The sequence below is a fragment of the Salidesulfovibrio onnuriiensis genome, assembly GCF_008001235.1.
GTDB classification, from domain to species: Bacteria; Desulfobacterota; Desulfovibrionia; order Desulfovibrionales; family Desulfovibrionaceae; genus Pseudodesulfovibrio; species Pseudodesulfovibrio onnuriiensis.
Genome location: NZ_CP040751.1, coordinates 3,073,923 through 3,098,220, shown reverse-complemented (window position 1 = coordinate 3,098,220; position 24,298 = coordinate 3,073,923). Strand labels below are relative to the sequence as shown.

Genomic DNA, 24,298 nt, shown 5'->3' with positions numbered 1-24,298 from the left:
TCTTTTGGGTAAACGGAGAAGGGAAGAAAAAGGGCGGCCCGCAAGAGCCGCCCGGAAGTTCGTCTACGCTTCGGATTCGATGAGGGCCTGGTAGCCGTCGGCGTCGAGCAGCCCTTCGGGCTCGCCCGAAATCTTGAGCTTGATCAGCCATCCCTCTTCGAACGGGGATTCGTTGACCTTCTCGGGGGCGTCTTCGAGCGCTTCGTTGATCTCGACGACCTCGCCGCCCACCGGGCAGTACACTTCGCTGGCGGCCTTCACGGATTCCACGGAACCGAATTCAGCGCCCTGTTCGAATGTGTCACCCACTTCGGGCAGCTCCACGAAGGTCAGGTCGCCCAGCTGGCCCTGTGCGAAGTCGGTGATGCCCACGGTCGCGATGTCGCCTTCGATGCGAACCCACTCGTGGGACTTGGAATATTTCAAATCTGCAGGAACCATGTTACAACCTCCTGAGTTGTTGGTATTACTATCTTAGACAGGGCTGTCACTACCACCGAATCATGGTCTTGGAAACTGTAAAAATAATGACGCTTTCCTCTTTGCGGCATTATTTTTCGCAATTTTGTTTGCTAGCTGTCAAAAAAATGACAAGCAAGGAGAGACTTCGGTTCCTAAGGATCGAAAAAAGGGGACATGTCCGAAAATGCGCGCGCTATTCAACTCTCGGAGATGTAAAAGATTTGCAAAAAGTGTTACCATTGGGTTTGACAATGCTACTACACTGGGTAATATATTCGACCATCATGGATCTTGAAACGAGAAAAAAAACTTCCGGCCTTGTGGATGAGCCCGGGCACCGGGTCAGCGTGGAGGTCGAGGGCCGTACCTGGCGCCTGGATCGCGCCAGCGACCTGGAGGCTCTGTGGGAAGCCATGGACGAGGCCTCCATGGGCGATGACGAGCGGCTGCCCTACTGGGTGGAGCTCTGGCCCGCCAGCGTGCTGCTCGGCCGCTGGCTGGTGCGCAACGCCGAAGTCCTTCGCGGCAGGCGTTGCCTGGACCTGGGCTGCGGCCTGGGGCTGACCGGCATGATCGCCTCGGACCTGGGCGCGGAAGTGGTGGCCTTCGACTACGAATGGCCCGCCGTTCGTTTCGCCCTGCACAACGGGCGGGTCAACAAGGTGCGCCAGCCCCTGTGGACGGTCATGGATTGGCGGCGTCCCGCTTTCAGGGATCATTGTTTCGATTTCATCTGGGGTGGTGATGTGCTTTATGAAAAGCGGTTTTTCGAGCCCCTCAAGCTTCTGTTCCGGTCCTCCCTTGCGGAAGGCGGGAAGATCTGGATCGGCGAACCCGTGCGCACCGTGTCCCGGCCCGTATGGGAAGAGCTTGAGGCCGACGGGTTCCATACAAACAAGATAACGACGGAAAAGGTCGCCCTTTGCGGGCAGAATGCAACCGTTAATCTCTGGGAAATAACTCTATAAATATCAGGAGAAACTCATGGGCAAGACGATCCGATTTGGCGTGTCCCTGGATTCCGACCTGCTGGAAAAATTCGACAGCCTGTGCAGGGAACGCAGCTACCAGACCCGTTCCGAGGCCATTCGCGATCTGATTCGCAACACCCTGGTCCAGAAGGAGTGGGAGGATGCCTCCGGTGAGCTGGCGGGCACCCTGACCCTGGTTTATGACCACCACCAGAGCGGCCTGGCCCAGCGCCTGACCGAAATTCAGCACGATCACCACGACGCTATCCAGACCACGCTGCATATCCATCTGGATCATCACAACTGCCTGGAGGTCATTGTTCTCAAAGGCGAGGCGGAGCAGATCAAGAAGCTCGGCCAGAAACTCATATCCACCAAGGGCGTCAAGCACGGCAACCTCTCCCTGACCACCACGGGCAGGGATCTGATCTAAGATAATGACAGATACAAAGAAGAATATGGAAGACGTTCAGAGCGGACAGCCCGGGGTCTCCCTGCCCATCGACAGGGTGGGGGTCAAGGATATCCGGCTGCCCATCATTGTCCGCCACCGCGAAAAGGGCCGCCAACACACCGTGGCCAAGGTGGACCTCTCCGTGGATCTGCCCGCCCACTTCAAGGGCACGCACATGAGCCGGTTCGTGGAGGCCCTGGAAGGGTGGGCCGAGGAGCTGGACTACGCGTCCTTCAAGAAGCTCCTGGCCGATATCGCGGACCGCCTCGAGGCCCGCAGCGCCCATTGCCGGTTCGTGTTCCCCTATTTCCTGCGCCAGGTTTCCCCCGCAAGCAAGGCGGGCGGGCTCATGGATTACAAGTGCCAGGTGGAAGGGGAGCTGCGCGACGGCAAGCTGATCTTCACCCTGGGCGCGGACGTGCCGGTCATGACCGTATGCCCGTGCTCCAAGGCCATCAGCGACGAGGGCGCGCACAGCCAGCGGGCCGTGGTGCGCATCCGCTGCCGGTTCGATGGGTTCGTCTGGCTGGAGGATATCATCGAGATCGCGGAGTCGGCCGGGTCCTGCCGGGTCTATTCCCTGCTCAAGCGCGAGGACGAGAAGTACGTCACGGAAGCGGCCTTTGCCAATCCGTGCTTTGTGGAGGACGTGGTGCGCGAGGCCGCGCGCGGCCTCGCCGAGCATCCGCAGATCACCTGGTATCGGGTCGAAGTGGAGAGCTACGAGTCCATTCACAATCATTCGGCCTTTGCCTGCATAGAAAGTGAATAGCCGACGCTTGAAAAACGCACGCCTGCGGTGTTGCCGCGCAAAAGTCAGCTCCTCGCGTATTCTTGATACGCTCCGGGGCTGATTTTTTCTTGCGCCTTGCACTCGCGCATTTTTGAAGCGCCAGGGACCGTGTGTGGCGGGTGGACTTGCGCATCCAGATGGAAGGGCGTATGTTGACTGTATGAGTATGGATGTGAATCTTTCGGCTTTGAGCGCCCATGCCTCGGTGCATCAGGTGGCGGCCAACAACATCGCCAACGTGAACACCGATGGTTTTCAGGCCTCCCGCGCCAACCTGGAATCCGGCCCTTCGGACCAGGGGGTGCGTGTTGCGTCCCTGACCAGGGACACCTCGCCGGGCGCGGTCTTCGAAGGCCGCGAGACCAGCAACGTGGACCTGGGACGCGAGATGGTCTCCATGATGACCACCGAAAACGCCTATGCGGCCAACGCCTCGGTCGTCAGGGCCAATGACGAGATGACCGGGTATTTGTTGAATATGATGGTTTAAGCCATCGGGAAATGTCATGAACAGGCCCCCGCTCGACAGAGCGGGGGCCTTTTGCTGGCCTATTGCCTGGGCGGGATGCGTTCCGCCTTGTAGAACCCCACTTCGCGCGGGTCGCCGGGCCCCACCTTCCCCTTGGTGTACAGCTTGCGGATGTCCACGCCGGGCTTTCGAAGTTGCCAGACGATTTCCCGCAGGTCCGGGGTCAGTTCCATGAGTTTGTCCGCGTCCGTGCACAGGATGTTGCCGTTGGGCAGGACCTGGTGGCTGCGCACCAGATGGATGTTTTTGTCCCTGCGGCAGTTGACCAGCCTGCCGTCGCGGGTGACCTCGAAGATCCGCTGCGGCCCGTGGGTGGACAGGATGATGTTTCCGTTCGGCAGGGTGCGCGGGTCGTGGATGTTGCGGGCCTCCTTGCCGTTGCTCAGTTCCCGCAGCGACCAGACGATGGTCCCTTTTTGGTCCACTTCCACGGCCATGTTGAAGTTGCGCATGCTGATGCGGGTTTGCCCGTTGTCCAGGCGCATGACCCCGTTCACGTGGCAGAATCCGTCCTGGCGCACCGGCCCCTTGTGGCGTCGCTCGGACGGGGCGATGTGTTCGACGGCCCGCCAGTGCCAGACCTCTTTTCCGTCGGGGGTGATCTCGAAGACCTGCGTGTCGTTTTCCCGCTCCCAGGCAAAGGAGTAGAGGATGTTCCCGTTCGGCAGCTTGTCCGCGTCGTGGGAGACCCGCTTGGTCAGGTGCTTCCAGACGATCTGTTTGTTTCGGTCGACTTCGTAGATGCCTTTGAGCGGCATGACGAAGAGAATGGTGTCGGTCTCGGGGATCCATTCGATGTCCATTGCCTGGCCGGGGTGCCCGCCGCGCACGATTTCGGTCGGGATCGCATATTCCCAGACCACGGCCCCGTCCATGTCCACCTCCACGATCCTGGGGTGCTTCGGGTCCATGGTCTCGGCAAAGAGGGTGGTGCCCCGAAAGGCCTTGTCCGTGTTCACGTCCACCGTGTAGTCCGCGGCCGCGGCCAGGGCGGGCAGGGCCAGCAGAAGGATGCAGAGCAAAGCGTGTCTCATGGCGGTTCTCCTCAGTATGCCATGAATCTAGATATGGTGGCGGTTGCGGACAATTATTAAGAAAACTTCGTTTGGTTCCGTAAGTTTTCCCTTGACGCTTTTCCGAATCAGGTACTAATGTAAACTATGGCCCGTCTGCGCGCCGGTTTGCGCAAAGCAGATGGGCCATACTTGCGTCCATGGAGGATCAAACAATGGCTCCCAACAAGCCTGTGAAAACGGATTACGATGTCATTATCGTGGGTGGCGGCCCGGCCGGGCTCTTTGCCGCCTACTATCTGGGCGAGCATTCCAATCTCGACGTGCTCGTCATTGAGAAGGGCAAGCCTTCCCTCAAGCGCCACTGTCCCATCACCGGGGAGAAGAACTGCGTCAAGTGCCGTCCCTGCCACATCCTGTGCGGCGTGGGCGGAGCAGGGCTCTTTTCCGACGGCAAGCTGAATTTCATTCCCAAGCTGGGCAAGACCGACCTGACCCAGTTCATGTCCATGTCCGAAGCCAACAAGCTCATCGATGAAACCGAAGATATCTTCAACCGCTTCAACATGGACGGAAAGGTTTACCCCACCAACCGGGACGAGGCCCACGGCATCCGCAAGGAGGCCAAGAAGCACGGCATCGACCTGCTGCTCATCAAGCAGAAGCACCTGGGCTCGGACAACCTGCCGAACCATATCGCCGCCATGGCCGACTATATCCAGGAAAAGGGCGTCACCTTCCACACCTCCGAAGAGGTCAAGGACGTGATGGTCGAAAACGGCAAGGTCACCGGGGTGAGAACCAACCGGGGCGAATACCAGGCCGGCAACGTGATCCTGGCTCCGGGACGCGTCGGCGCGGAATGGGTGGCCTCCGTGGTCAAGGGGCACGGCATCAACGTGTCCCAGCGCGGCATCGAGGTGGGCGTGCGCGTGGAGGTGCACAACGAGATCATGCAGGATCTCTGCGACATCATCTACGACCCGACCTTCTTCGTGCGCACCAACAAGTACGACGACCAGACCCGCACCTTCTGCACCAACTACGGCGGGTTCGTGGCCGTGGAAAACTACCAGGACTTCGTCTGCGTCAACGGCCATGCCTACATGGACAAGAAGTCGGACAACTGCAACTTCGCCTTCCTGTCCAAGGTGGTGCTCACCGACCCGGTGGAGGACAACCAGGCCTACGGCGAATCCATCGGCCGCCTGGCCACCATCATCGGCGGCGGCAGGCCCATCCTGCAGCGCTTCGGCGACCTCAAGCGCGGCCGTCGTTCCACCTGGAACCGCATCAAGAACAGCTACATCGAGCCCACGCTCAAGGATGTGGTCTGCGGCGATATCGCCATGGCCCTGCCCGAGCGCATCGTCACCAACCTGGTGGACGGGCTGGAGCAGCTCAACAAGGTGGTTCCCGGCGTCTCCAACGACGAGACCCTGCTGTACGCGCCGGAAATCAAGTTCTTCGCCACCCAGGTGGACACCAGCGACCAACTGGAAACTTCCGTGGAAGGCCTGTTCGTGGCCGGTGACGGACCGGGCGTTGCCGGGAACATCGTTTCCGCCGCAGCCACCGCCTTGGTTCCGGCCAAGGAGATCATCCGCCGCAGCTAGCGGAAGCACTACGCATGTTCAAGACCCGTCCTTGTGGGCGGGTCTTTTTTTATGCCGGATGAATCCTTAATATATTGATTTTACGATGTTTAATTCCGACGGGTGTGGTCCGGTTCCTGTTTTTGGATTGAATTTTTCCCTGGCGGGGAAGGGGAACGCGTTCTAAACGCACCGCTTTCTTGCACATTTTTTCTAAAAAAATTCAAGAGAACCTTGACAAACCGTCATTTGATTGACAGTGAGGATAAGAACGCACGCAGTTTGGTTGGAGCCCCGTGCTGCGTTGGAAATCCTAACGACCCATACACTTCGATCGGAGGTCCGATGGCTCTCAAATTGGACGGTATCATCGGTAGCAGCCCGGCTCTCGCCGAGGTGTTCAGGATTCTTGAAAAAGTTGCCCCGACGGAAAGCACCGTGCTGGTCACCGGCGAGTCCGGCACCGGCAAGGAGCTTCTGGTCCGCGCCCTGCACCGCAACAGCAAGCGCAGGGAAAAGCCATTTGTGCCCATCAACTGCGGGGCCATTCCCAAGGAACTGCTGGAGTCCGAGCTTTTCGGCCATGAAAAGGGGGCCTTTACCCACGCCATTCGTTCCCGCCCGGGCCGGTTCGAGCTTGCCGACGGCGGCACCATCTTTCTGGATGAGATAGGGGAGATGGATCTGAGCCTGCAGGTCAAGATCCTGCGCGCGCTTCAGGAAAAGGAGATCGAGCGGGTGGGGGGCACCCAGATCAAGAAGGTGGACGTGCGCGTGGTTGCCGCCACCAACCGGGACCTGGAGGGAGAGGTCAAGGCCGGGCGTTTCCGCGAGGACCTGTTCTACCGGCTCAACGTCATTCCCATGCATCTGCCGCCCCTGCGCGAGCGCGACGGCGACATCATTACCCTGGCCGAGCATTTCCTGGGGCGCTTTTGCTCGGAAAAGGATCGGGTCAGGCTCAAGCTGGGCGGCAAGGTCAAGGAAATGTTCCTGACCTATTCCTGGCCCGGCAACGTTCGCGAGCTGGAAAATTTCATGGAGCGGCTTTCCATTCTTTGCGATAATGCGGAAGTGGCTCCCGAGGACCTGCCCGACAAGATCTGGGAAGACATCGGGGAAAAGCCCCTGCGCACGGTTGCGGAGGTCCAGGTTCGCCCGGCAGGATTTGCCTGGCCCACCTTGCAGGATATGAATGACAAGTCGACGGGATTGAAGGAATTTCTTGAATCCATGGAAGACAAGTTGCTCTTGGAGGCGCTTGACGCCGCAGAGGGCGTCAAGAACAAGGCCGCGGAACTGTTGGGCATCAAGCGCACAACCCTGATCGAGAAGATCAAGAAGCGCAAATTGCTCGATTAGGCGGCCGGATGGGGGGCCGGGGCTTTCCCGGCAGCACGGGTTTTGCATAACCACCCGACGTGGCTGTGAAAAAAACAAAACACATAGCATGGGTACTTGCCGCACTCGCCTTTGCCGGTAGCCTCTGGGCCTCGCCGGCAGCGGCTCTTGGCGTTCGGGTCAATGCGGCCGGGGATTCGGACAAGCTTACCCTGGTTTTCGATTCCGGCGCGGTGCCCGACTATTCCGTGACCCGCACCGGTACCACACAGATCACCGTGGCCTTCCCAGCAGGGTTCTGGGACAAGGAGCGAAAGCCAGACCTGACCCGCCTCAAGGCCAGCAAACTCGTCAGCTCCATCGATATTTCTGGCAATTCCCTGATCCTGAACACCAAGACCAAGGGGTTCGGTTTCATCCGGGTCAATGATCCGTCCAAGCCGCAGGCTTTGGTTCAGGTCTTCCGCGATCCCATTGGCGCGCGTTGGAAACCGCCCAGCGCCCGTACCGCAAAGCCGGCCCCGAAGCCCGTCGCCCCTGCGGCTTCCGCTCCCGCGGCCAAGCCCGTACCGAAGCCCGCGCCCAAGGTGGAGCAGCCCGCAGCCACTGCGCCGCAGGCTCCCGCGCCCGCCGCAGTGCCCCAGGGCCTGCTGGAGACCGATCTCACGGCGGGAGATTCCAAGCGCAAACCCTTCTTTTCCATGCCGCACACGGTGCGGACCGAGGTGGCCCCGCCTCCCGGCGCGGGGAACGCGACCGCGGCGCATGATATGCGTTTCCAGGCCACGGACCGGGATGCGGCCGATGTGAAGATGGCCGAGCTGGGCAATACCACGGCGGCCGAGGCCCCGGTCATTGACCTGCCCGGCGCCGAGTCCCTGCAGGGTTCGGGAAATGTCCGTGGTTCGGTGGCCCCGCCGCCCGATGAGCTGCCCCTGTCCGGGGTGGTGGAGGGCAGGCAGCCCGTGGCCCCTGCCCCGCAGCCCGCAATGCGGGAAGAGCCCGGAACGGCCCAGGCCCCCACGGCGCAGGGAAGCACCACCGGAACGGTGGCCCCGCCGCCCAGCTTCGAGGATGTGGGCCCGGTTTCCGTGGCCACGCCCCAGGAGGCGGGCGCGGTCAAGGGCGCTGTGGTTCCGCCGCCGTCCGGGGATGTTCCCGCGCAGCCCGTTGGCGACCATGTGGAACAGGCCGTCGCGCCGCCTCCGGTGGTGGATGAGCAGCCGGTGCCTCCGGCAGAGCCGGCCCAGGAACAGCAGGCCGAGGCCGAAGGTCAGGCAGAACTGGCGGCGGAAGGCGAGGCCCTGCCCCAGGAAGCCACCGAGCTGGCGCAGGCGCAGCCCGAGGCGGACAACGCCACCCTGGCTGCGGAGGACCTGGTCAACAAGGCCCTTGAGGCGCAGTCGCTCATGCTCAACGGCAATCTTGCCGCCGCCCGGGATATCTTCAAGGAAATCTTGCCCAATCCGCTGCTGCCCGACGAGTATCGGGAAGAGGCCCTCTATGCCCTGGGCGACATTGCCATGCAGCTGTACAAGGACGACCCGGCCGACAAGTACGACGAGATCGCCGGGGCCTACACCGAGGCGCTCAACTACAACCCTGATTCGCGCAAGGCCCCGCAGGCGCTGGTCAATCTCGGTCTCATCAACCTCAAGGTCGGCAACCTGCCCGAGGCCAAGGCCTATTTCAGCATCCTGCAGAGCAAGTATCCGGACGACCAGGTCATTCCGTCCATCAGCTATTATTGGGGCGAGTATTATTTCCGCAAGGGTGATTACCGCAAGGCCGCCGACCAGCTCCAGTACCTGGTCCAGACCTATCCGGAAAACGAGCTGGTCAAGAACGCCGCGTATCTCCTGGCCGATTCCCTGGAACGGCTGGGATACAACAAGCAGGCCTACCAGATCGTGGATTATATCGACAAACGCTGGCCCGACTACTACATGGCCCGGCCCGAATTCCTGCTCCTGGCAGGGGGCATCGAGATGCGGCTCCAGAAATACGCCCAGGCCAAGGACCACTATTTCACCTACTACAACCTCAATCCCGAGGCCGAGGCCTCGGACATCGCCCTGGCCCGCATCGGCGACATCTACCTGACACAGGGCTTCAAGGAACCCGCCCGCGAGATCTACGAGAAGGCCGTCAAGCAGTACCCGGACAAGGAAGGGGGCCTGGTGGCCAAGATGCGCCTGGCCGAGGAGGGCATCTACGACGATCCCACCATGGTCCAGATGGTTTCGGTCTTTGACAGGCCCTACAACCTGCGCCCGGTGCAGGTCTACGAAGAGATTGTGGAGAAGTTCCCGGACGGTCCGCTGGCCCCGGTGGCCCAGCTCAAGATGGCCATGTGGTATGCCTTCCACAAGAAGTATCCCGAGGCCCTGACCGCAGCTCAGGATTTCATCGACAAGTTTCCGGACAGCGAACTGCTGCCCCGCGCCCGCGAGCTGGGCGACAAGGTCTTTGCCCTGGCCGTTCCCGGCTTGGTGGACGACGCCAACTACCAGCGCGTTGTCCGCTACTGGGAAGGGTACGACTTCATAGGCAAGGGCGATACCCGCGTTGACGACAACACCAGGCTCATGGTGGCCAACAGCTACTGGAAGCTGGGCCAGCCCGGCAAGGCCCTGGAGATCATCGAGCCCTATCTGGGCGAGAAGCAGATCCCCGATATCTCGAACAAGGCCATTGACCTGGCCGTGGGCATCTATCTGGACCAGTACGCCTGGGACAGCATCAACAAGCTCATCGACCGCGCCACCACGCACTGGAAGCTGCAGCCCAAGCAGCAGCGCCAGCTGGAATACGCCCGGGCCATGGCCCTGCAGAACATGGGCGACCCGGACAAGGCCCTGCCGCTCTGGGCCGAGCTGGGCATGAATCCCGAGGTGGACCCGTCCTTCCGGGGCTACGCCATGTACTACATGGCCAAGGACGCAATGAAGCGCCAGGACCTCAAGCGGGTCTTCGCCTACGCCCAGGAGGCCCTGACCCTGCTGCTGCAGACCAACGGGGACCCGGAAAAGGTCAAGGACGCGGTGCTCATGTCCATCTACGCCACGGAACGTTCCGGCCGCTACGAGGAGGCCCTCAAGTGGGCCCGCCAGTACGACCAGTACATCACGCCCGACAACCCGGAATGGGCTCCCACCCGCTTCAAGCTGGCCCGCATCTACAAGAAGGCAGGGGCCACCGAGGAGTGGCAGAAGCTGCTGCAGGATATCATCGACAAGCGCCCCGATTCGCTGCAGGCTTCCCTTGCCAAGGCCGCGCTGGAGGATTTCAAGGTGGAGCGCCAGGCCCGGCAGTACAGTCCCGCACCGCAATAAGCGGTCCTAATCACCCAGGAGGGAATCATGGACAGGAATCCCGTTGTCGCCGGGCAGTTCTACCCGGACAATGCCGCGGCCCTGTGGGGCATGATCGATCAGTTCCACGGGCTGGCCGAGCGGAAACGGCAGGCTTCGACCCTGCTGGCCATGGTCCCCCACGCGGGGTATGTTTTTTCCGGCGCCGTCTGCGGCAAGACCCTGGCCAGCGCCAACCTGCATCCCACCGTGCTCATGCTCGGGCCCAACCACACGGGCATGGGAGCCGAGCTTTCCCTCTGGAACGATGGCGATTGGCTTTTTCCCGAAGGCAGGATGCCCCTGGACCGGGAACTGGCCGACGCGCTCATGGCTGCTGAACCGCGCCTGACTCCGGACCGGGGCGCACACGTGCGCGAGCACTCACTGGAGGTCATCGTTCCCTTCCTGCACCGGCTGAACCCGGCCACCACCATGGTGCCGGTGGCGGTTTCCGCTCCGTCCCTGGACGTGCTGGAGGGCGTGGGCCGCGCCGTGGGAAGGGCGCTCAAGTCCTTTGAACGCCCCGTGTCCATTGTGGTCAGTTCGGACATGAGCCACTATATTTCCCACGAGCAGGCCAAGCGGCGCGATTCCATGGCCCTGGAGGCGGCTCTGGGGCTCGACCCGGCTCGGCTGTTCTCCGTGGTGCGCGAAAACCGCATCAGCATGTGCGGCATTCTGCCCATGACCCTGGGGCTGTTCGCGGCCCTGGAAATGGGCGCGGAAAAGGCCGAGCTGGCCGCCTATGCCACCTCCGGCGACGTGAGCGGCGACTACGAGCAGGTGGTGGGCTACGCGGGTGTGCTGGTCAGTTGAATTTATTTTGTCCTGGAAAAGCAAAAGGCCTCTCCCATTGGGAGAGGCCTTTTGCTTTTCCAGGCGGACCGCCTGGATATTAAACCTTTCAGGCTCCCCGGTTGTGGCCAACCTCGGCCACGCCGTCCTTGACCACGACCGGCACGCGCCGGACCCCGCCCGAGAGGCGCAGCATGGCGTCCATGTTCTCGGGGCTGGCCTGCACGTCGATGAATTCGGCTTCGGGATAGGCGTCCCGCGCCCTTCGGGTGTGCGGGCAATGTTCCTTGCCGTAGATGATGATCTGTTCGGGCATGAAACCAGACTACGCCCGGCCGATGCTTTTGGCAATCAGCCCCCGGGAAAGAGAAACGGCCCCGTCACCCATGGTGCGGGGCCGTACATATGTGTCTCTCCCGGTGTCGCGGCTTAGGCGAAGTCGCCTTGGCTGGCCACGGCGATGTGGGCCTGTTCCTCCTCGCCCAGGGTCATGGGCGTTGTCATCACGCCGGCGGTGACGGGCGTATAGCCGGACATGCCATCCACGAGGGCCTGGATCTGGTTTTCCAGAAGCTCGGCCTGCCCTGTGGCTGCGGCTGCGGCCGCCAGGGAGGGGGCTGCCTCGAAGACGGATACCTCGGGCGCGGAGTTCAGGGTGCCCACCAACTGCGTGCTCTGGTCCTGGGTAAAGGCCAGTTCGTTTTCACCGGACAGGGCCATGGCGGCGGCAGCGGCAACCGTTGCATCCGTCCCATATTCCGCAGGGTCGCCGGAAGCCAGCGCCGTTCCTCCGGCATTGGCGGGAACCTCCACTTCGCACATGTTGATGTGTTCCGTGGCGTCCAGTCCCAGGTCCTTAAAATTGTACATCATGTGTTTGTCGATCCTGCCCCAGGAGGTGATTTTCTCCAGGCCGGAATCGTTGATGGAAATGACTGTTCCCACATGGTCGTTGGTTTCGATGACGCCGAAGACGTCGGTGTTGGACACCATGGTGTCGCTGACCACGTTCATGATGTTGGTGTTGTTGTAAACATCGGTGCCGCTGAGTTCTCCCGCGTAGGTGCGGATCTGGTCCAGCTCCCTGGCGATGCCGGGGGCGTCGAACACGACACAGGGAACGCCGATGACGGCGGCCGCACATTGCGCCTCGTAGCCTCCCAGGGAGTGCCCGGTGACCACCAGATGGGACGAACCGAACGTTTCACGCGCGATCTTTGCCATGTCTATGGCCAGTTCCCCGGCGCGGGGCAGTTTGTTCAGGGCCAGCTGGGCGTCGGTGGAGATGTCCGCCAGGTCGCCGTCCGTTCCCCGGAAGGCCAGGGAATAGACGCCGTTTTCGTTCTTGTACACGTCATACTCGAGCCCCACACCCGAGAGCTGTCCGGCAATGCCGCTTTCCTCCAGCGCCTGCAGGAACTGCGCGTGCTTGGCGTCGTCGGCCACGGACCACCCGTATTCCGCCATGTCGTCTTCCATGCCCTGCTTGGTATTGGTCATCCAGGAGACAGGGCTGTCCTCGCCATAGTAGGAATGTCTGCTCATGAGCCGGAAGGCTTCCACATCAAAAGGATTGGTTTCAGTCGTCATGGTTCTCACACCTCCATTGGTTGTACGACAGCAAAAACTATAGACACACACTTTGGGGGGCAGGGTTGCCTGCTTCCCGGGCCGACGTTTGCACGGACGCGGATTCGGGAAGAGGTTACAGGGACGCCAGGGCGTTGCTTTAACGCATCTGCTTTATTTCAATAGAAATAAATATGAAGTTCTGAGGGAGTTGCGCCAATGGAACCGGGGCTGCTCCTGTATAAAACAATAGTTTCAAATATCAGTTTAGATATAAATTGACAAGATGCTGAACGAAAAAAATGGTTGGTTGTGAAAGAAAATTGGGGTTAATACTCTTCGATAGTGAACAAATATTGGTAATTATTGGCGCAAATGGTGAGATTGTTCGTTTGTGCTCGTTAAGGGGAATTTTTGGTGGGGTACAAGAAAGCCGCCCGGAGGCGGCTCGCTTGCGGAGAGGTGGGTTGCATCATTGCCCGTAGACTTTTTGGGCGAAGGACCGGAGCAACCCGTTGAACTCCTCGGGCCGCTCCATCATCAGGAAGTGCCCCACGCCGTCCCATTGGTGGTACTCCAGGTTCGGGAACTGGGTTCGCAGGTATTGCTCGTTCGCGGGAGAAAGGTGGGGGGTGACGGCATAGACGGCCTGTACGGGAACGCTCTGGGGATGTTCCTTCCAGGTGGCCAGGTTGCAGAAATCCCGCATGGTGCTGATGCGCACATGCACCGGCGTCGAGAGCATCAGCTTGGTGAAGAAACGGGAGATTTCCTCGGAGCTGGTGTCCTTGCGCATGTTGCCCAGGAATTCGTCCATGGTTTCATTGGTGCTGGTTATCCGGACGAAGTTCCAGAGCTCCCGCTGGAACTGGTCACGGGCCTTGGCGTCATGGGGCACGGGGAAGTAGGCCCCGTCCACGATGCTGATGCCGGAAACGCTGCCCGGATAGGAATCGAAGAGTTTGCGGGCGATCTGGTAGCCCATGCTGTGCACCACCAGAAGGGCGGTGTCCACGCTTTCGGCGTCCATGACCGCCTTGATGGCGTCGGCAAAGCGCTGCTGCGTGTATTTGATGCGCGGCGAGCCGCTCATGCCGTGACCGGGCAGGTCGATGGAGATGATCCTGTAATCCTCGAAGGCGGGATACTGATCCTTCCACACGGATGTGTCGCAGGAAAATCCGTGCACAAAGAACAGGGTGTCCGTGCCTGCGCCCATGGTCTTGTAGTGTACGGTAACACCGTCCACGGGCAGATAGTGGGAGGCGGCTCCCGCATGGGTGGGCGGCAGCAGGAGGAACAAGAGCAGCAGCAGGGGGTACAGTCTTGGCATTTTCATGGCAGTCTCCGGTAAAAGGTGTTTGTTCCAGGCTGGACCATAAAGCCATGGTCAGGTCAAGAAAATACACAAAAAAAGGCGACCTCCGGAGAGGCCGCCTTGAATGCTTTATGGGCTGCGCCGATTAGCGACGTCCGCCACGACGGTCGCCGCCGCGTCCGCCACGACGATCGCCGCGATCGCCGCCCCTGCCGCCGCCGGCGGGGCGCTTGAACTCATCCAGGTTCACTTCCTGGCCGGCCTGCTCCATGAGCCATGCCTTGCGGGAGAGACGGATGCGTCCGCCCGGCTCCAGGTCCACGCACTTCACTTCCACTTCCTGGCCGAGCTTGAGCAGGTCGTCCACCTTTTCGATGCGCTCGAAGTCCATCTGGGAAATGTGCAGCATGCCTTCGCAGCCGGGGAGGATTTCCACCAGGGCGCCGATCTCGAGGATCTTGCGCACGATGCCGCGGTAGTTCTTACCGATTTCCGGCTTCTGGTCGTAGTATTCCACGCGGGCCTTGGCTTCTTCCATGGACTTGAGGGTCGGGGCGAAGATCATGACCTTGCCGGAATCCTCGATGTCGATGGTAGCCTCGGTTTCGGTGGTGATGGCCTTGATGTTCTTGCCGCCGGGTCCGATGATGGAGCGGATCTTTTCCGGATCCACATAGACTTCGCACATCTGCGGGGCCAGTTCGGAAAGAGCCTCGCGCGGGGCTTCGATGCACTCGGCCATGGAGCCCAGGATGTGCTGACGGGCGTCCTTGGCCTGGCCCAGTGCGCGGCGCAGAACTTCGGACGGGATGCCCTTGATCTTGATGTCCATCTGGATGGCGGTGATACCCTGGCTGGTGCCGGCCACCTTGAAGTCCATGTCGCCCAGGGCGTCTTCGTCACCGAGGATGTCGGTGAGCACGAAGTATTCGTCGCCTTCCTTGCACAGGCCCATGGCGATACCGGCCACCGGAGCCTTCACGGGCACGCCTGCGTCCATGAGAGCCAGGGAGGTGCCGCACACGGAGGCCATGGAGGAGGAACCGTTGGATTCCATAATTTCGGAGACCGCGCGGATGGTGAACGGGAAGGCTTCCGGATCCGGCAGGACCGGGGAGATGGCCCGTTCGGCCAGGGCGCCGTGGCCCACTTCGCGGCGGCTCGGAGCGCGCAGCATGCGGGCTTCACCCACGCAGTACGGCGGGAAATTGTAATGGAGCATGAAGCGCTTGGTGTCTTCGCCGATGAGGGTCTCAAAGCGCTGTTCGTCGCGGGTGGAACCCAGGGTGGCGACAGCCAGGGCCGAGGTTTCGCCGCGGCGGAACAGGGCGGAGCCGTGGGTCATGGGCAGTACGCCGACTTCCACGGACAGCGGACGCACCGTGGTGGTGTCGCGGCCGTCGATGCGGGTGCCCTCGGTGACGATGCGATTGCGCACGATCTTCTTTTCCAGGTCGCCGATCACGTCGCCCAGCTGCTTCAGCTTGGTTTCGTCCTCGGGGAACTTCTCGGCCACGGCTTCCTTGGCCTTGTCCTTGGCTGCGGACTTGGCGTCCTTGCGGGCCATCTTCTCGGGGGTGCTCAGGGCGGCCTTGAGGTCGTCGGTGATGATTTCGGCGACGTAGGAAGCCAGTTCCTCGTCCTTTTCCGGGGCGGTCACCTGGATCTTTTCGAGGCCAACCTTGGCGCGCAGCTCGTCCTGCATGTCCAGCAGCGGCATGATCTGCTCGTGGCCCCATTCCAGGGCGTCGGCGACCAGGTCTTCGGAGACGAACTCACCGCCGCCTTCCACCATGACGATGGCGTCGCGGGAGGCTGCGAAGATCAGGTTCAGGCTGCTTTCCTCGGCAATGCCCTTGTAGGTGGGGTAGAGCACGAACTCGTTGTTCACGTAACCCACGCGTGCGCCGGCGATGGGGCCTTCAAAGGGCATCTTGGAGATGTGCAGGGCGGCGGATGCGCCAGTCAGGGCCAGGACGTCCGGGTTGACGTGCTTGTCTGCGGAAAGAACCGTGGCGATGACCTGAACTTCGTCGGCGAAGCCCTTGGTGAACAGCGGGCGGATGGGCCTGTCGATGAGGCGGGAAACCAGGGTTTCGCGCTCGGACGGACGGCCCACTTCGCGGCGGAAGTAACCGCCGGGAATGCGGCCCGCAGCGTAAGCCATTTCCTGATAGTTGCAGGTCAGCGGAAAGAATCCGCGGTCGATTTCCAGGGGCTGGGTGCAGGCGGTGACCAGCACGACGGTGCCGCCGGAGCTGATGGTAACCGCGCCGCTGGCCTGGTTGGCCAGCTTGCCTGTTTCGATGGTGATGTCGAGATTGCCGACCGAGGTGGTCAGACTGGTCTTGTCAAAAGGTTTAAGCATGTAAGTATCCTCACAAAGCTGGTTTGGGCCTTGGCCTTGCGGGATCCCCGGCCTGTTAGCCGGCTTGGGGAGGAGCTTTTAAAGGGGCTTCAAAAACGCCTTCCGCAGCCAACTAATCCTCTATTTCGGGGTCAAGCCTGCAAGGCTTCGGCTGTTAGTAATATGCAACGGGGGAGACATGTGCCTCCCCCGCTTGGTACAATTGTGTGGACTACTTGCGCAGACCCAGGCGTGCGATCAGATCGCGGTAACGCTGGATATCTTTGCCCTTCAGGTAGTTGAGGAGCTTCCTGCGCTGGCCGACCAGTTTCAGCAGGCCGGTGCGGGAGTGGTAGTCCTTTTTGTGAGACTTGAAGTGCTCGGTCAGGTAGCTGATCCGTTCGGTGAGCAGGGCAACCTGCACCTCGGGAGAACCCGTGTCGCCTTCGTGCGTCTTGTACTCGTCAATGATCTGTTGTTTGGCTTCGGTAGTCATAACCACAGCGTTATCCTCCTGTTTAAATGGTTCTGTAAACAAGAAGTGCCGATTCAGTCTTTCCGGTGCGTGGGCTACTCGTTCTGCCATAGTCCGCGAAGTATGGACCACTTCAGTTCATCGCCCTGAGGCTTGGCTTCCACCAGGGCCAGGGCGTTTCCTTCCGTGTCCATGAGCATGGCCCGGTCTCCGGGCTTGCCCCAGAGCAGTTCCCCGGGATTGGCATTGACCGGCAGCCAGGCCCCGTTCTTGACGAGGTCTATGAGCTGGCCGGCAATGGTGAACCGGGGCCAGTGGGGCAGGGCGTCCGGAATGGGGATGACCCGTTCCGAAAGCCGTTCTGGTTCCTTGAGCACTTCCTCCAGGCTGTGCGCCCGGGAGAGCTCAAAGGGCTCGCTTGCCTCGCGGATGAGGCTTGTCAGAGTAGCGCCGCATCCAAGTCGTATCCCCAAGCTGTGGACCAGGGACCGTATATAGGTGCCAGCCGAGCACCTAACCCTGAATTCCGCGTCCGGGAGACTTACATCCAGCGCTTCCGCATGAGAAATATCGATGGTCTTTATCTTGACCGGTGTTTCCTTGCCTTCGCGGGCAAGTTCATAAAGGGCTTTTCCCTTATGCTTGGCCGCCGAATAGGCCGGAACTTCCTGTTCTGTCAACTCTTTCCAGGCAACAATTTCGCCCGCCACAGTGTCCGCCGAGACCTCGACGGGCTTCTCAGAGGTTATTTCTCCTTGAATATCATAGGTATCCGTGGAGATTCCGAGCTTCAGCGTGCCCCGGTATATTTTTTCCTTGCTGGTCAGATACGGCCCGAGCTTCGTTGCCTGGCCGAGCATGACCAGGAGCACTCCCTGGGCCAGGGGGTCCAGGGTTCCGGCATGGCCGATCTTGTATTGCTTGAGCTGGTGCTTGATGTCGTTCAGGCAGTCCGCCGAGGTCGGCCCCGAGGGCTTGTCCAGGATCAGGATGCCGTCAAGCTGTTCCTTGCTGCGCGTGAATTTGCGCCTGCGTGCCATTTATTTCAGCCCCACGGTTTCGCCGATGCAGCGCACCAGCAGTTCCTTGGCTTCGTCCAGGGGAGCCTGGATGGCCCCGCCCGCGGCGTTCTTGTGCCCGCCGCCGCCGAACTGGGCGGCCACTTCCTGCACGTTGTCCGCGCCGTAGGAGCGCAGGCTGAACTTGTAGGTGTCCGGGCCTTCCTCGCGCAGGATGGCGGCCACGCGCACGCTTTCGAGGCGGCGTACGAAATTGATGATGTTCTCGGTGTCCCCGGCCTTGGTGCCGGTGCGTTCCAGCATCTCGGCGGTCACGGCGGCCACGCCCACCTGGCCGTCCATGTGCAGTTCCACCGTGTCTATGACCTCGCTCCACAGGCGCAGGCGTTCAATGGACCAGGTCTTGGTGATCCTGGTGTTCACGGCGGACATGTCCAGGCCGTCGCGCAGGAGCCGGGCCACCAGTTCCAGGCATTCCGGGGTGGTGGAGCCGTAGGTGAAGAACCCTGTGTCCGTGGAGACCGCCAGGTAGACGGATTCGGCCAGGGACCCGGTCAGGGGAATTTCCAGCTCGTCGGCCAGAAGGGCGATCATGGAGCCCACTGCCGGCTCCCGGACATCCACCCAGTTGACTTCGCCGAACTCCGGGTTGCCCAGGTGATGATCGATGCTGATGACCCTGGTTTCGTCCATGCGCGAGACCATTTCCAGGCCCGTGCGTTCCGGGCTGCCGCTGTCCAGGATGATGGTCCAGGCGGGCATGTCGTCGGGAAGGATCTCGTGCACCTCGCCCGGGATGTCCAGCCACTGGAATTTGGCGGGCAGGCCCGAGGGATTGTACAGGGTGAAGGTCTTGCCCAGCGAGGCCAGGATGTGGCCCACGGCGGCAAGGGAACCGATGGCGTCGCCGTCGGGATTGAAGTGGGAGGCCACCAGGAAGTGGTCTTCCTCCCTAAGAATTTTCGCTATTGTCTGCAGCGGGCTTGGCATAGACCATGTTCTCCAGGAAATCGTCGTACATGAAGCGCAGCTCGGGAACCACCCGCACCTTGATGCGGCGGCCCAGCTGCGAGCGCATGAATCCGCCCGCCTTGCGCAGGGCGGCCTCGGCGCCTTCCTTGTCCGATCCCGCGCCGCAGGTGTAGAACACCTCGGCCACGGTCATGTCCACGTTCATGCGTATTGCGGAGAGGGTGACGAACTCCAGCCGGGGATCCTGAACCTCCTGCACGAGCATGGTGCTCAGCTCGCGGAGGATGAGGTCGCCCAGTCGGGAGGCGCGTCTGCGTCCGGAAATTTTCATAAGCTTATCCTTGGTCGCTGAAGACTTCGGTGGAGCAGTGCACCAATTCCGCTGGCGCTATGTCCTCCACCATACCGAGTACCTTGGCAAGGCGCGACTCGACCTTGGCCGTCTCGTTGGCGACCGTGACCACGGCAAGCACCAGCTTCTGGTGCACATCCTGGGCCTCCACCTCGCTCACCGCCACATTGAACTTGTTGCGGATCTTCTGCTTGAGGCTTTTGGCCACCTTGCGCTTGCCCTTGAGGGAATCGTTTCCGTGCAGCCGGAATTCCAGGGAGAGCACGCCGATGATCATGGTCTTTTTCTATCAAAATACGGGCGGCCCGGATACGCCGAACCGCCCGTGTGCTGTTATTATATGCCGGCTAGTCGATGGTACGGGCAACTTCCTTGAGCTCGAAGGCTTCAATGATGTCGCCCACCTTGATGTCGTTGAACTTCTCAAGGCCCATGCCGCATTCAAAGCCCTTGGCCACTTCCTTGACGTCGTCCTTGAAGCGACGCAGGGAAGCCAGCTCGCCGGTGTAGGTGACCACGCCGCCGCGCAGCAGGCGCACCTTGGCGTTGCGGGTCATCTTGCCGTCGAGAACGGCGCAACCGGCAACCACGCCCACCTTGGGCACGCTGAAGGTGTCGCGGACTTCGGCCTGGCCGAGGTAGACTTCCTCGATGTCCGGGGCCAGCATGCCGCTCATTGCGTCCTTCACCTCGTTCACCAGCTTGTAGATGATGTCGTAGAAACGGATTTCCACGTTCTCCTGCTCGGCGATTTCCTTGACCTTCAGGTTCGGGCGTACGTTGAAGCCGATGATGATGGCCTCGGAAGTGCCCGCCAGCAGGATGTCGGATTCGGTGATTGCGCCGGCGCCGCCGTGCACCACCTGGATCTTGACTTCGTCGGTGCTGAGCTTGTTGAGCGCCTCGGTGACAGCTTCCAGGGAGCCCTGCACGTCCGCCTTGAGGATGAGGTTGAGGTTCTGGGCCTCTTCGTTGGGGCGGGACGCCAGGAAGGATTCCAGGGTGACCTTGGACTTGCCTGCCAGTTCCTTTTCGCGCTGCTTCTGCATGCGGGTCTGGGCAATACGGCGGGCGACCTTTTCGTCGGCCACCACGATGAGTTCGTCACCGGCCTCGGGAATGCCGTCAAAGCCCTGGATTTCAACAGGGATTGCCGGTCCGGCCTTCTTGATCTTCTTGCCCTGGTCATTGAACATGGCCCGGACCTTGCCGTGGTGCACGCCGCAGACGTAGCTGTCGCCCTGGGCGATGGTGCCCTCGGCAATGAGCATGGTGCCCACCGGGCCGCGACCCTTGTCCAGCTTCGCTTCCACGATGTGGCCGCGGGCGGGCTTGTCCGGGTTGGCCTTGAGTTCGAGCACTTCGGCCTGAAGCAGAATCATCTCCAGCAGTTCGTCCAGGCCCGTGCGCATCTTTGCGGAGACGTGGGCGAAGATGGTTTCGCCGCCCCAGTCTTCGGGAATGAGGCCCTGTTCGGCCAGTTCGCGCTTGACGTTGTCCGGGTTGGAGCCTTCCTTGTCAATCTTGTTCACGGCAACCACGATGGGCACGCCCGCCGCCTTGGAGTGGGCGATGGCCTCGCGGGTCTGGTCCATGACGCCGTCGTCGGCGGCGACCACCAGGATGACGATGTCGGTGACCTGGGCCCCGCGCATACGCATGGTGGTGAACGCTTCGTGGCCCGGGGTATCCAGGAAGACCACTTCGCCCCGGTTGGTCTTGACGTGGTATGCGCCGATGTGCTGGGTGATGCCGCCTGCCTCGCCGTCGGTGACGTTGGTCTGGCGGATGGCGTCCAGCAGGGAGGTCTTGCCGTGGTCGACGTGACCCATGATGGTGACCACCGGCGGACGCGGCTTGAGCTCTTCGGGCTTGTCCGCTTCGGCCGGGATCAGGAATTCCTGTTCGTCAAAGGACACGTTTTCCACTTCATAACCGAACTCGGAGGCGAGCAGGGTGGTGGTGTCCAGGTCCAGGGACTGGTTGATGGTGGCCATGACGCCGAGCCCGAACAGGGCCTTGATCAGGTCCTGGGCCTTGGTGCCCATCTGGTGGGCCATGTCGGACAGACGGATGGCCTCGTTGAACTTGATCTTGCGCTTGGCCGCCTTCATGGGAGCGGCGGTGGCTTCGGGCTTGATGGCCTGGGGAGCGCCCCTGCGGCCCCTTTTGCCCTTTTTGCCGCGGCCGCCGGGAGAGTCGAATTCGCGTTCGCGTCCGCCGCGAGGACCGTCGTTGGAGAATTCCACGACCCTACGGTCCTTCTTGCGCTTCTTGCGGCTGCGTCCGTCCGCCTCCGGTGTGGGGGCGGTTCCGGGAGCAGCGCCACGTCCGGGTGCGGCGCCAGCAGGGCCACGGCCGGGAGCGCCCGCAGCCGGTCCGCGACCGGGAGCGCCGTTGCGCGGGCCACGTCCGGGGGCGCCGTTGCGCGGACCCCGACGGTTGGCGGCGCTCATTTCCTCAACGGCCTTCTGGGCTTCGCGGCGTGCGACCTCTTCCGGGTCGGGCATGGAAATAATCTTGACCTTGGGAGCTTCCGGCTCCTTCTTTTTTTTCTTTTTCTTCTTCTTGTCGTCGGCCTTGGGAGCTTCTTCCTTGGCGGCCTTCTTTTCCGGTGCAGGCTCTTCCGCGACCTCGGTCTTGGTCTCTGCCTTGGCTTCCGCCTTGTCCTGTTCCTTTTCCGCGGCCTTTTCTTCGGTTTTTTCCGTGACGGCTTCGGCCTTGGTTTCGACGGCGGGTTCTTCGGCCGGCGTTTCTTGCTTTTCAGCCTCGGGGGCGGGCTGCGCGGACGGAGCGGGCTTCACGATGCGTGCACCCTTGAATTCTTCTTTTTCGGCCGCTTTCTTGGCGGGGGATTTCGCGGCGTCTTTCTTCGGCTTTTCTTTGGCTTCGGGGGTTTCTTCTGCAGCGGGGGCGGCCGTTTCCTCGACAGGCTTTTCAGGGGCCTTTTCTACTTTCGGGGCCGGAGCTTCGGCAGCCGCTTCCTCCACGGCGGGAGTTTCTTCCACTGGGGATTCCTCGGCCTTTGCGGCCTTGCGGCTGGTCTTTCTGCGGCGCACGATGACACCGGGCTGCACCTCGCGGCGCACCACTTCGGTCTTGGGGCCCTCGCCCTTGAGCGCTGCCTTGAGCGTGGCAACATCCTCTTCGTCCACGGTGCTCATGAGGCTCTTGGCCTGCACACCGATCTCGCGGAGGTGTTGAAGAATGTCCTTGTTGTTAAGACCGAGCTCTTCCGCCAGGTCTTTTACCCTCTGTTTTGCCGTCATAGAGTTTCCCCCTTGCATTTCTTCTTCAGGCCGAACTGTGCTTTTTCAAATCTCATCCGGCATTCGGCCTTGCCGCATATATAGAACCCGCGCCCGGGCAATACCTGGGCCGGGTCGGGAATCAGGCCGTCCGAACCCGATTCCCTGCCAGGAGCGCCCCCGCGCTCCGATTTGGGACAGACATACCGCTCCAGCTCCCCTTTGGGGAGGCGTTCGCGGCAGATGACGCACATGCGGACCGGCCCCTGGGGGGCTGGTCCTGTATCATGATTGTGCATCTATTCCTTGGACTCTTCGTCCTCGGCGGATTCCTCCGCCTCTTCCGGCTGTTCCTGGGCCTCTTCCACAGCCTCGATTTCGGCTGCGGGTTCTTCCGGAGCTTCTTCGGAAGCATCCTCGTCGGGCTGGGAATTCAGTCCGAGCATGTTGATTGCCGCGCGCATTTCCGCAATGCGGCTTTCATCCAGGCCGTCCACGGCGAGCAGTTCCTCGTCCGTAGCCAGGGCCAGGGATTCGGTGGTTTCGAAGCCCGCATTGATGAAGGTGTCGATGCTCACTTCGGCCACGCTGGCGATTTGGTCCATACCCTTGCGGGCGGCGTGGAGCTCTGAGTGGCGGGTTTCGGTAAAGATGTCGATCTTCCATCCCAGCAGCCTGGAGGCGAGCTTGACGTTCTGCCCCTTGCGGCCGATGGCCAGGGTAAGCTGATCGTCGGGAACCACCACTTCCAGGGTTTCCTCTTCCTCGTCCACCATGATGCGGGTGATCACGGCCGGGGAAAGGGCATGCTGGGCGTAGCGGGCGATGTCCGGGCTCCAGACCACGATGTCGATGCGTTCGCCCTTGAGCTCCTGCACCACGTTCTGGATGCGGGAACCTCGGATGCCCACACAGGCGCCCACCGGGTCCACGTCGCGGTCGCGGGAGGAAACGGCCACCTTGGCGCGCAGTCCCGGATCGCGGGCAACGCCCATGATCTTGACCGTGCCGTCGGCCACTTCCGGAACCTCGCGCTTGAACAACTCGGCCATGTAGTCCGGGTGGGACCGGGAAACGATGACCTGCGGGCCGCGGGATTCCTTCAATACATCAATGACATATGCCTGGACACGGTCGCCGCGCTTGTAGCGTTCGCGGGGGATCTGTTCGTCCTTGGCCAGCAGCGCTTCGGTGCGGCCCAGGTTGATTATCCAGCCGGTGCGGTCGCGGCGCTGAATGATGCCGCTGACGATTTCGGCCACGCGGTCCTTGTATTCTTCGTAAATGATCTCCTGCTCGGCGTCGCGCATGCGCTGGATGATGACCTGCTTTGCGCTCTGGGCGGCGATGCGGCCCAGGTCCTCGATGGAGAGCTTGAAGCCCATTTCATCGTCGAGCCGGACGTTGGGATCATGGTTGGTCGCTTCTTCAAGCGTGATTTCACTGATCTCGTCATGGACTTCCTTGACCACCACCTTGAACTGGTAGACGTCGATCTCTCCGGTTTCCTCGTTGAAGGTAACCTCGATGTCCATGGTGTCACCGTACTTGCGGTGCACTGCGGAGCGAACAGCTTCCTCGAGAGTGTCGATCAGGAGGTCCCGGTCAATCCCTCTGTCCTTGCTGATCTGATCAATGGCTTTTTTCAGTTCCGACATGCGTAAACCTCCGCCCCTGCCGCGAACGCGT

22 protein-coding genes are annotated in these 24,298 nt (G+C 61.3%); 8 read left to right on the top strand and 14 right to left on the bottom strand.

Going from position 1 to position 24,298, the window contains the following annotated elements:
- Window positions 1-63: 63 nt before the first annotated feature.
- Window positions 64-441 carry a glycine cleavage system protein GcvH gene (gene gcvH / locus FGL65_RS14120; RefSeq protein WP_147821919.1) on the bottom strand — a complete coding sequence of 126 codons (378 nt, stop codon included), beginning with the start codon at window positions 439-441 and terminating at the stop codon, window positions 64-66.
- 305 nt (window positions 442-746) lie between these two features.
- On the opposite strand from gcvH, the gene FGL65_RS14115 reads away from it, so the two are divergent.
- The 4 genes from FGL65_RS14115 (at window position 747) to FGL65_RS14100 (ending at window position 3,170) form a co-directional block, all read left to right on the top strand.
- Complete coding sequence (locus FGL65_RS14115) at window positions 747-1,430, top strand: class I SAM-dependent methyltransferase (RefSeq protein WP_147821918.1); 684 nt, start codon at window positions 747-749, stop codon at window positions 1,428-1,430.
- Window positions 1,431-1,446: 16 nt separating this feature from the next.
- Entirely contained in the window at window positions 1,447-1,866 is a 420-nt protein-coding gene (gene nikR / locus FGL65_RS14110; protein WP_147821917.1) for a nickel-responsive transcriptional regulator NikR, read from the top strand.
- Between the two features lie 25 nt (window positions 1,867-1,891).
- Window positions 1,892-2,659, top strand: coding sequence for a GTP cyclohydrolase FolE2 (gene folE2, locus FGL65_RS14105; protein WP_147821916.1), 768 nt, complete (start codon window positions 1,892-1,894; stop codon window positions 2,657-2,659).
- Window positions 2,660-2,840: 181 nt separating this feature from the next.
- Entirely contained in the window at window positions 2,841-3,170 is a 330-nt protein-coding gene (locus FGL65_RS14100) for a flagellar basal body rod C-terminal domain-containing protein (protein WP_147821915.1), read from the top strand.
- Between the two features lie 59 nt (window positions 3,171-3,229).
- Here the strand turns inward: FGL65_RS14100 and FGL65_RS14095 are convergent, their stop codons facing one another.
- Window positions 3,230-4,243, bottom strand: coding sequence for an aryl-sulfate sulfotransferase (locus FGL65_RS14095; protein ID WP_147821914.1), 1,014 nt, complete (start codon window positions 4,241-4,243; stop codon window positions 3,230-3,232).
- Between the two features lie 194 nt (window positions 4,244-4,437).
- Here FGL65_RS14095 and FGL65_RS14090 point away from each other — a divergent pair, with 194 nt between their 5' ends.
- The 4 genes from FGL65_RS14090 to amrB all read left to right on the top strand — a co-directional run bounded on the left by FGL65_RS14090 (window position 4,438) and on the right by amrB (window position 11,330).
- Window positions 4,438-5,838 (top strand): NAD(P)/FAD-dependent oxidoreductase, encoded by a 1,401-nt coding sequence (locus tag FGL65_RS14090; RefSeq protein WP_147821913.1) that lies wholly within the window; start codon window positions 4,438-4,440, stop codon window positions 5,836-5,838.
- Window positions 5,839-6,162: 324 nt separating this feature from the next.
- The gene (locus tag FGL65_RS14085; RefSeq protein ID WP_147821912.1) at window positions 6,163-7,179 is read left to right on the top strand and encodes a sigma-54 interaction domain-containing protein; all 1,017 of its coding nucleotides are present in this window, start codon (window positions 6,163-6,165) and stop codon (window positions 7,177-7,179) included.
- A 65-nt stretch (window positions 7,180-7,244) separates the two neighbouring features.
- Complete coding sequence (locus tag FGL65_RS18650) at window positions 7,245-10,493, top strand: tetratricopeptide repeat protein (RefSeq protein ID WP_147821911.1); 3,249 nt, start codon at window positions 7,245-7,247, stop codon at window positions 10,491-10,493.
- Window positions 10,494-10,520: 27 nt separating this feature from the next.
- Window positions 10,521-11,330, top strand: coding sequence for an AmmeMemoRadiSam system protein B (amrB, locus tag FGL65_RS14075; protein WP_147821910.1), 810 nt, complete (start codon window positions 10,521-10,523; stop codon window positions 11,328-11,330).
- 88 nt (window positions 11,331-11,418) lie between these two features.
- Here the strand turns inward: amrB and uxx1 are convergent, their stop codons facing one another.
- From uxx1 to nusA, 12 genes are all read right to left on the bottom strand, one after another.
- The gene (gene uxx1, locus FGL65_RS14070; RefSeq protein ID WP_147821909.1) at window positions 11,419-11,625 is read right to left on the bottom strand and encodes a UXX-star selenoprotein family 1; all 207 of its coding nucleotides are present in this window, start codon (window positions 11,623-11,625) and stop codon (window positions 11,419-11,421) included.
- Window positions 11,626-11,738: 113 nt separating this feature from the next.
- On the bottom strand, window positions 11,739-12,899 hold the full coding sequence (locus FGL65_RS14065) for a Tle-like phospholipase domain-containing protein (RefSeq protein WP_147821908.1): 1,161 nt from the start codon (window positions 12,897-12,899) through the stop codon (window positions 11,739-11,741).
- A 451-nt stretch (window positions 12,900-13,350) separates the two neighbouring features.
- Entirely contained in the window at window positions 13,351-14,217 is an 867-nt protein-coding gene (locus FGL65_RS14060; protein ID WP_147821907.1) for an alpha/beta fold hydrolase, read from the bottom strand.
- 124 nt (window positions 14,218-14,341) lie between these two features.
- On the bottom strand, window positions 14,342-16,564 hold the full coding sequence (pnp, locus tag FGL65_RS14055; RefSeq protein ID WP_147821906.1) for a polyribonucleotide nucleotidyltransferase: 2,223 nt from the start codon (window positions 16,562-16,564) through the stop codon (window positions 14,342-14,344).
- Between the two features lie 211 nt (window positions 16,565-16,775).
- Window positions 16,776-17,045 carry a 30S ribosomal protein S15 gene (gene rpsO, locus FGL65_RS14050; RefSeq protein ID WP_147821905.1) on the bottom strand — a complete coding sequence of 90 codons (270 nt, stop codon included), beginning with the start codon at window positions 17,043-17,045 and terminating at the stop codon, window positions 16,776-16,778.
- Between the two features lie 68 nt (window positions 17,046-17,113).
- Entirely contained in the window at window positions 17,114-18,058 is a 945-nt protein-coding gene (gene truB / locus FGL65_RS14045) for a tRNA pseudouridine(55) synthase TruB (protein WP_147821904.1), read from the bottom strand.
- A complete protein-coding gene (locus tag FGL65_RS14040) occupies window positions 18,059-19,027 on the bottom strand; it encodes a DHH family phosphoesterase (RefSeq protein ID WP_147821903.1) in 969 nt (322 codons plus the stop codon). It lies immediately after the preceding gene.
- Window positions 18,990-19,340, bottom strand: a complete 351-nt coding sequence (gene rbfA / locus FGL65_RS14035; protein WP_147821902.1) for a 30S ribosome-binding factor RbfA — start codon at window positions 19,338-19,340, stop codon at window positions 18,990-18,992. The genes FGL65_RS14040 and rbfA overlap by 38 nt, the downstream gene beginning before the upstream one ends.
- A 4-nt stretch (window positions 19,341-19,344) precedes the next feature.
- Entirely contained in the window at window positions 19,345-19,638 is a 294-nt protein-coding gene (locus FGL65_RS14030) for a DUF503 domain-containing protein (protein WP_147821901.1), read from the bottom strand.
- A gap of 70 nt (window positions 19,639-19,708) precedes the next feature.
- The gene (infB, locus tag FGL65_RS14025) at window positions 19,709-22,630 is read right to left on the bottom strand and encodes a translation initiation factor IF-2 (RefSeq protein WP_147821900.1); all 2,922 of its coding nucleotides are present in this window, start codon (window positions 22,628-22,630) and stop codon (window positions 19,709-19,711) included.
- Window positions 22,627-22,863, bottom strand: a complete 237-nt coding sequence (locus FGL65_RS14020; RefSeq protein WP_348981342.1) for a YlxR family protein — start codon at window positions 22,861-22,863, stop codon at window positions 22,627-22,629. Before FGL65_RS14020 ends, infB begins: the two co-directional genes overlap by 4 nt.
- A gap of 45 nt (window positions 22,864-22,908) precedes the next feature.
- Window positions 22,909-24,267 (bottom strand): transcription termination factor NusA, encoded by a 1,359-nt coding sequence (gene nusA / locus FGL65_RS14015; RefSeq protein WP_147821898.1) that lies wholly within the window; start codon window positions 24,265-24,267, stop codon window positions 22,909-22,911.
- Window positions 24,268-24,298 lie beyond the last annotated feature (31 nt).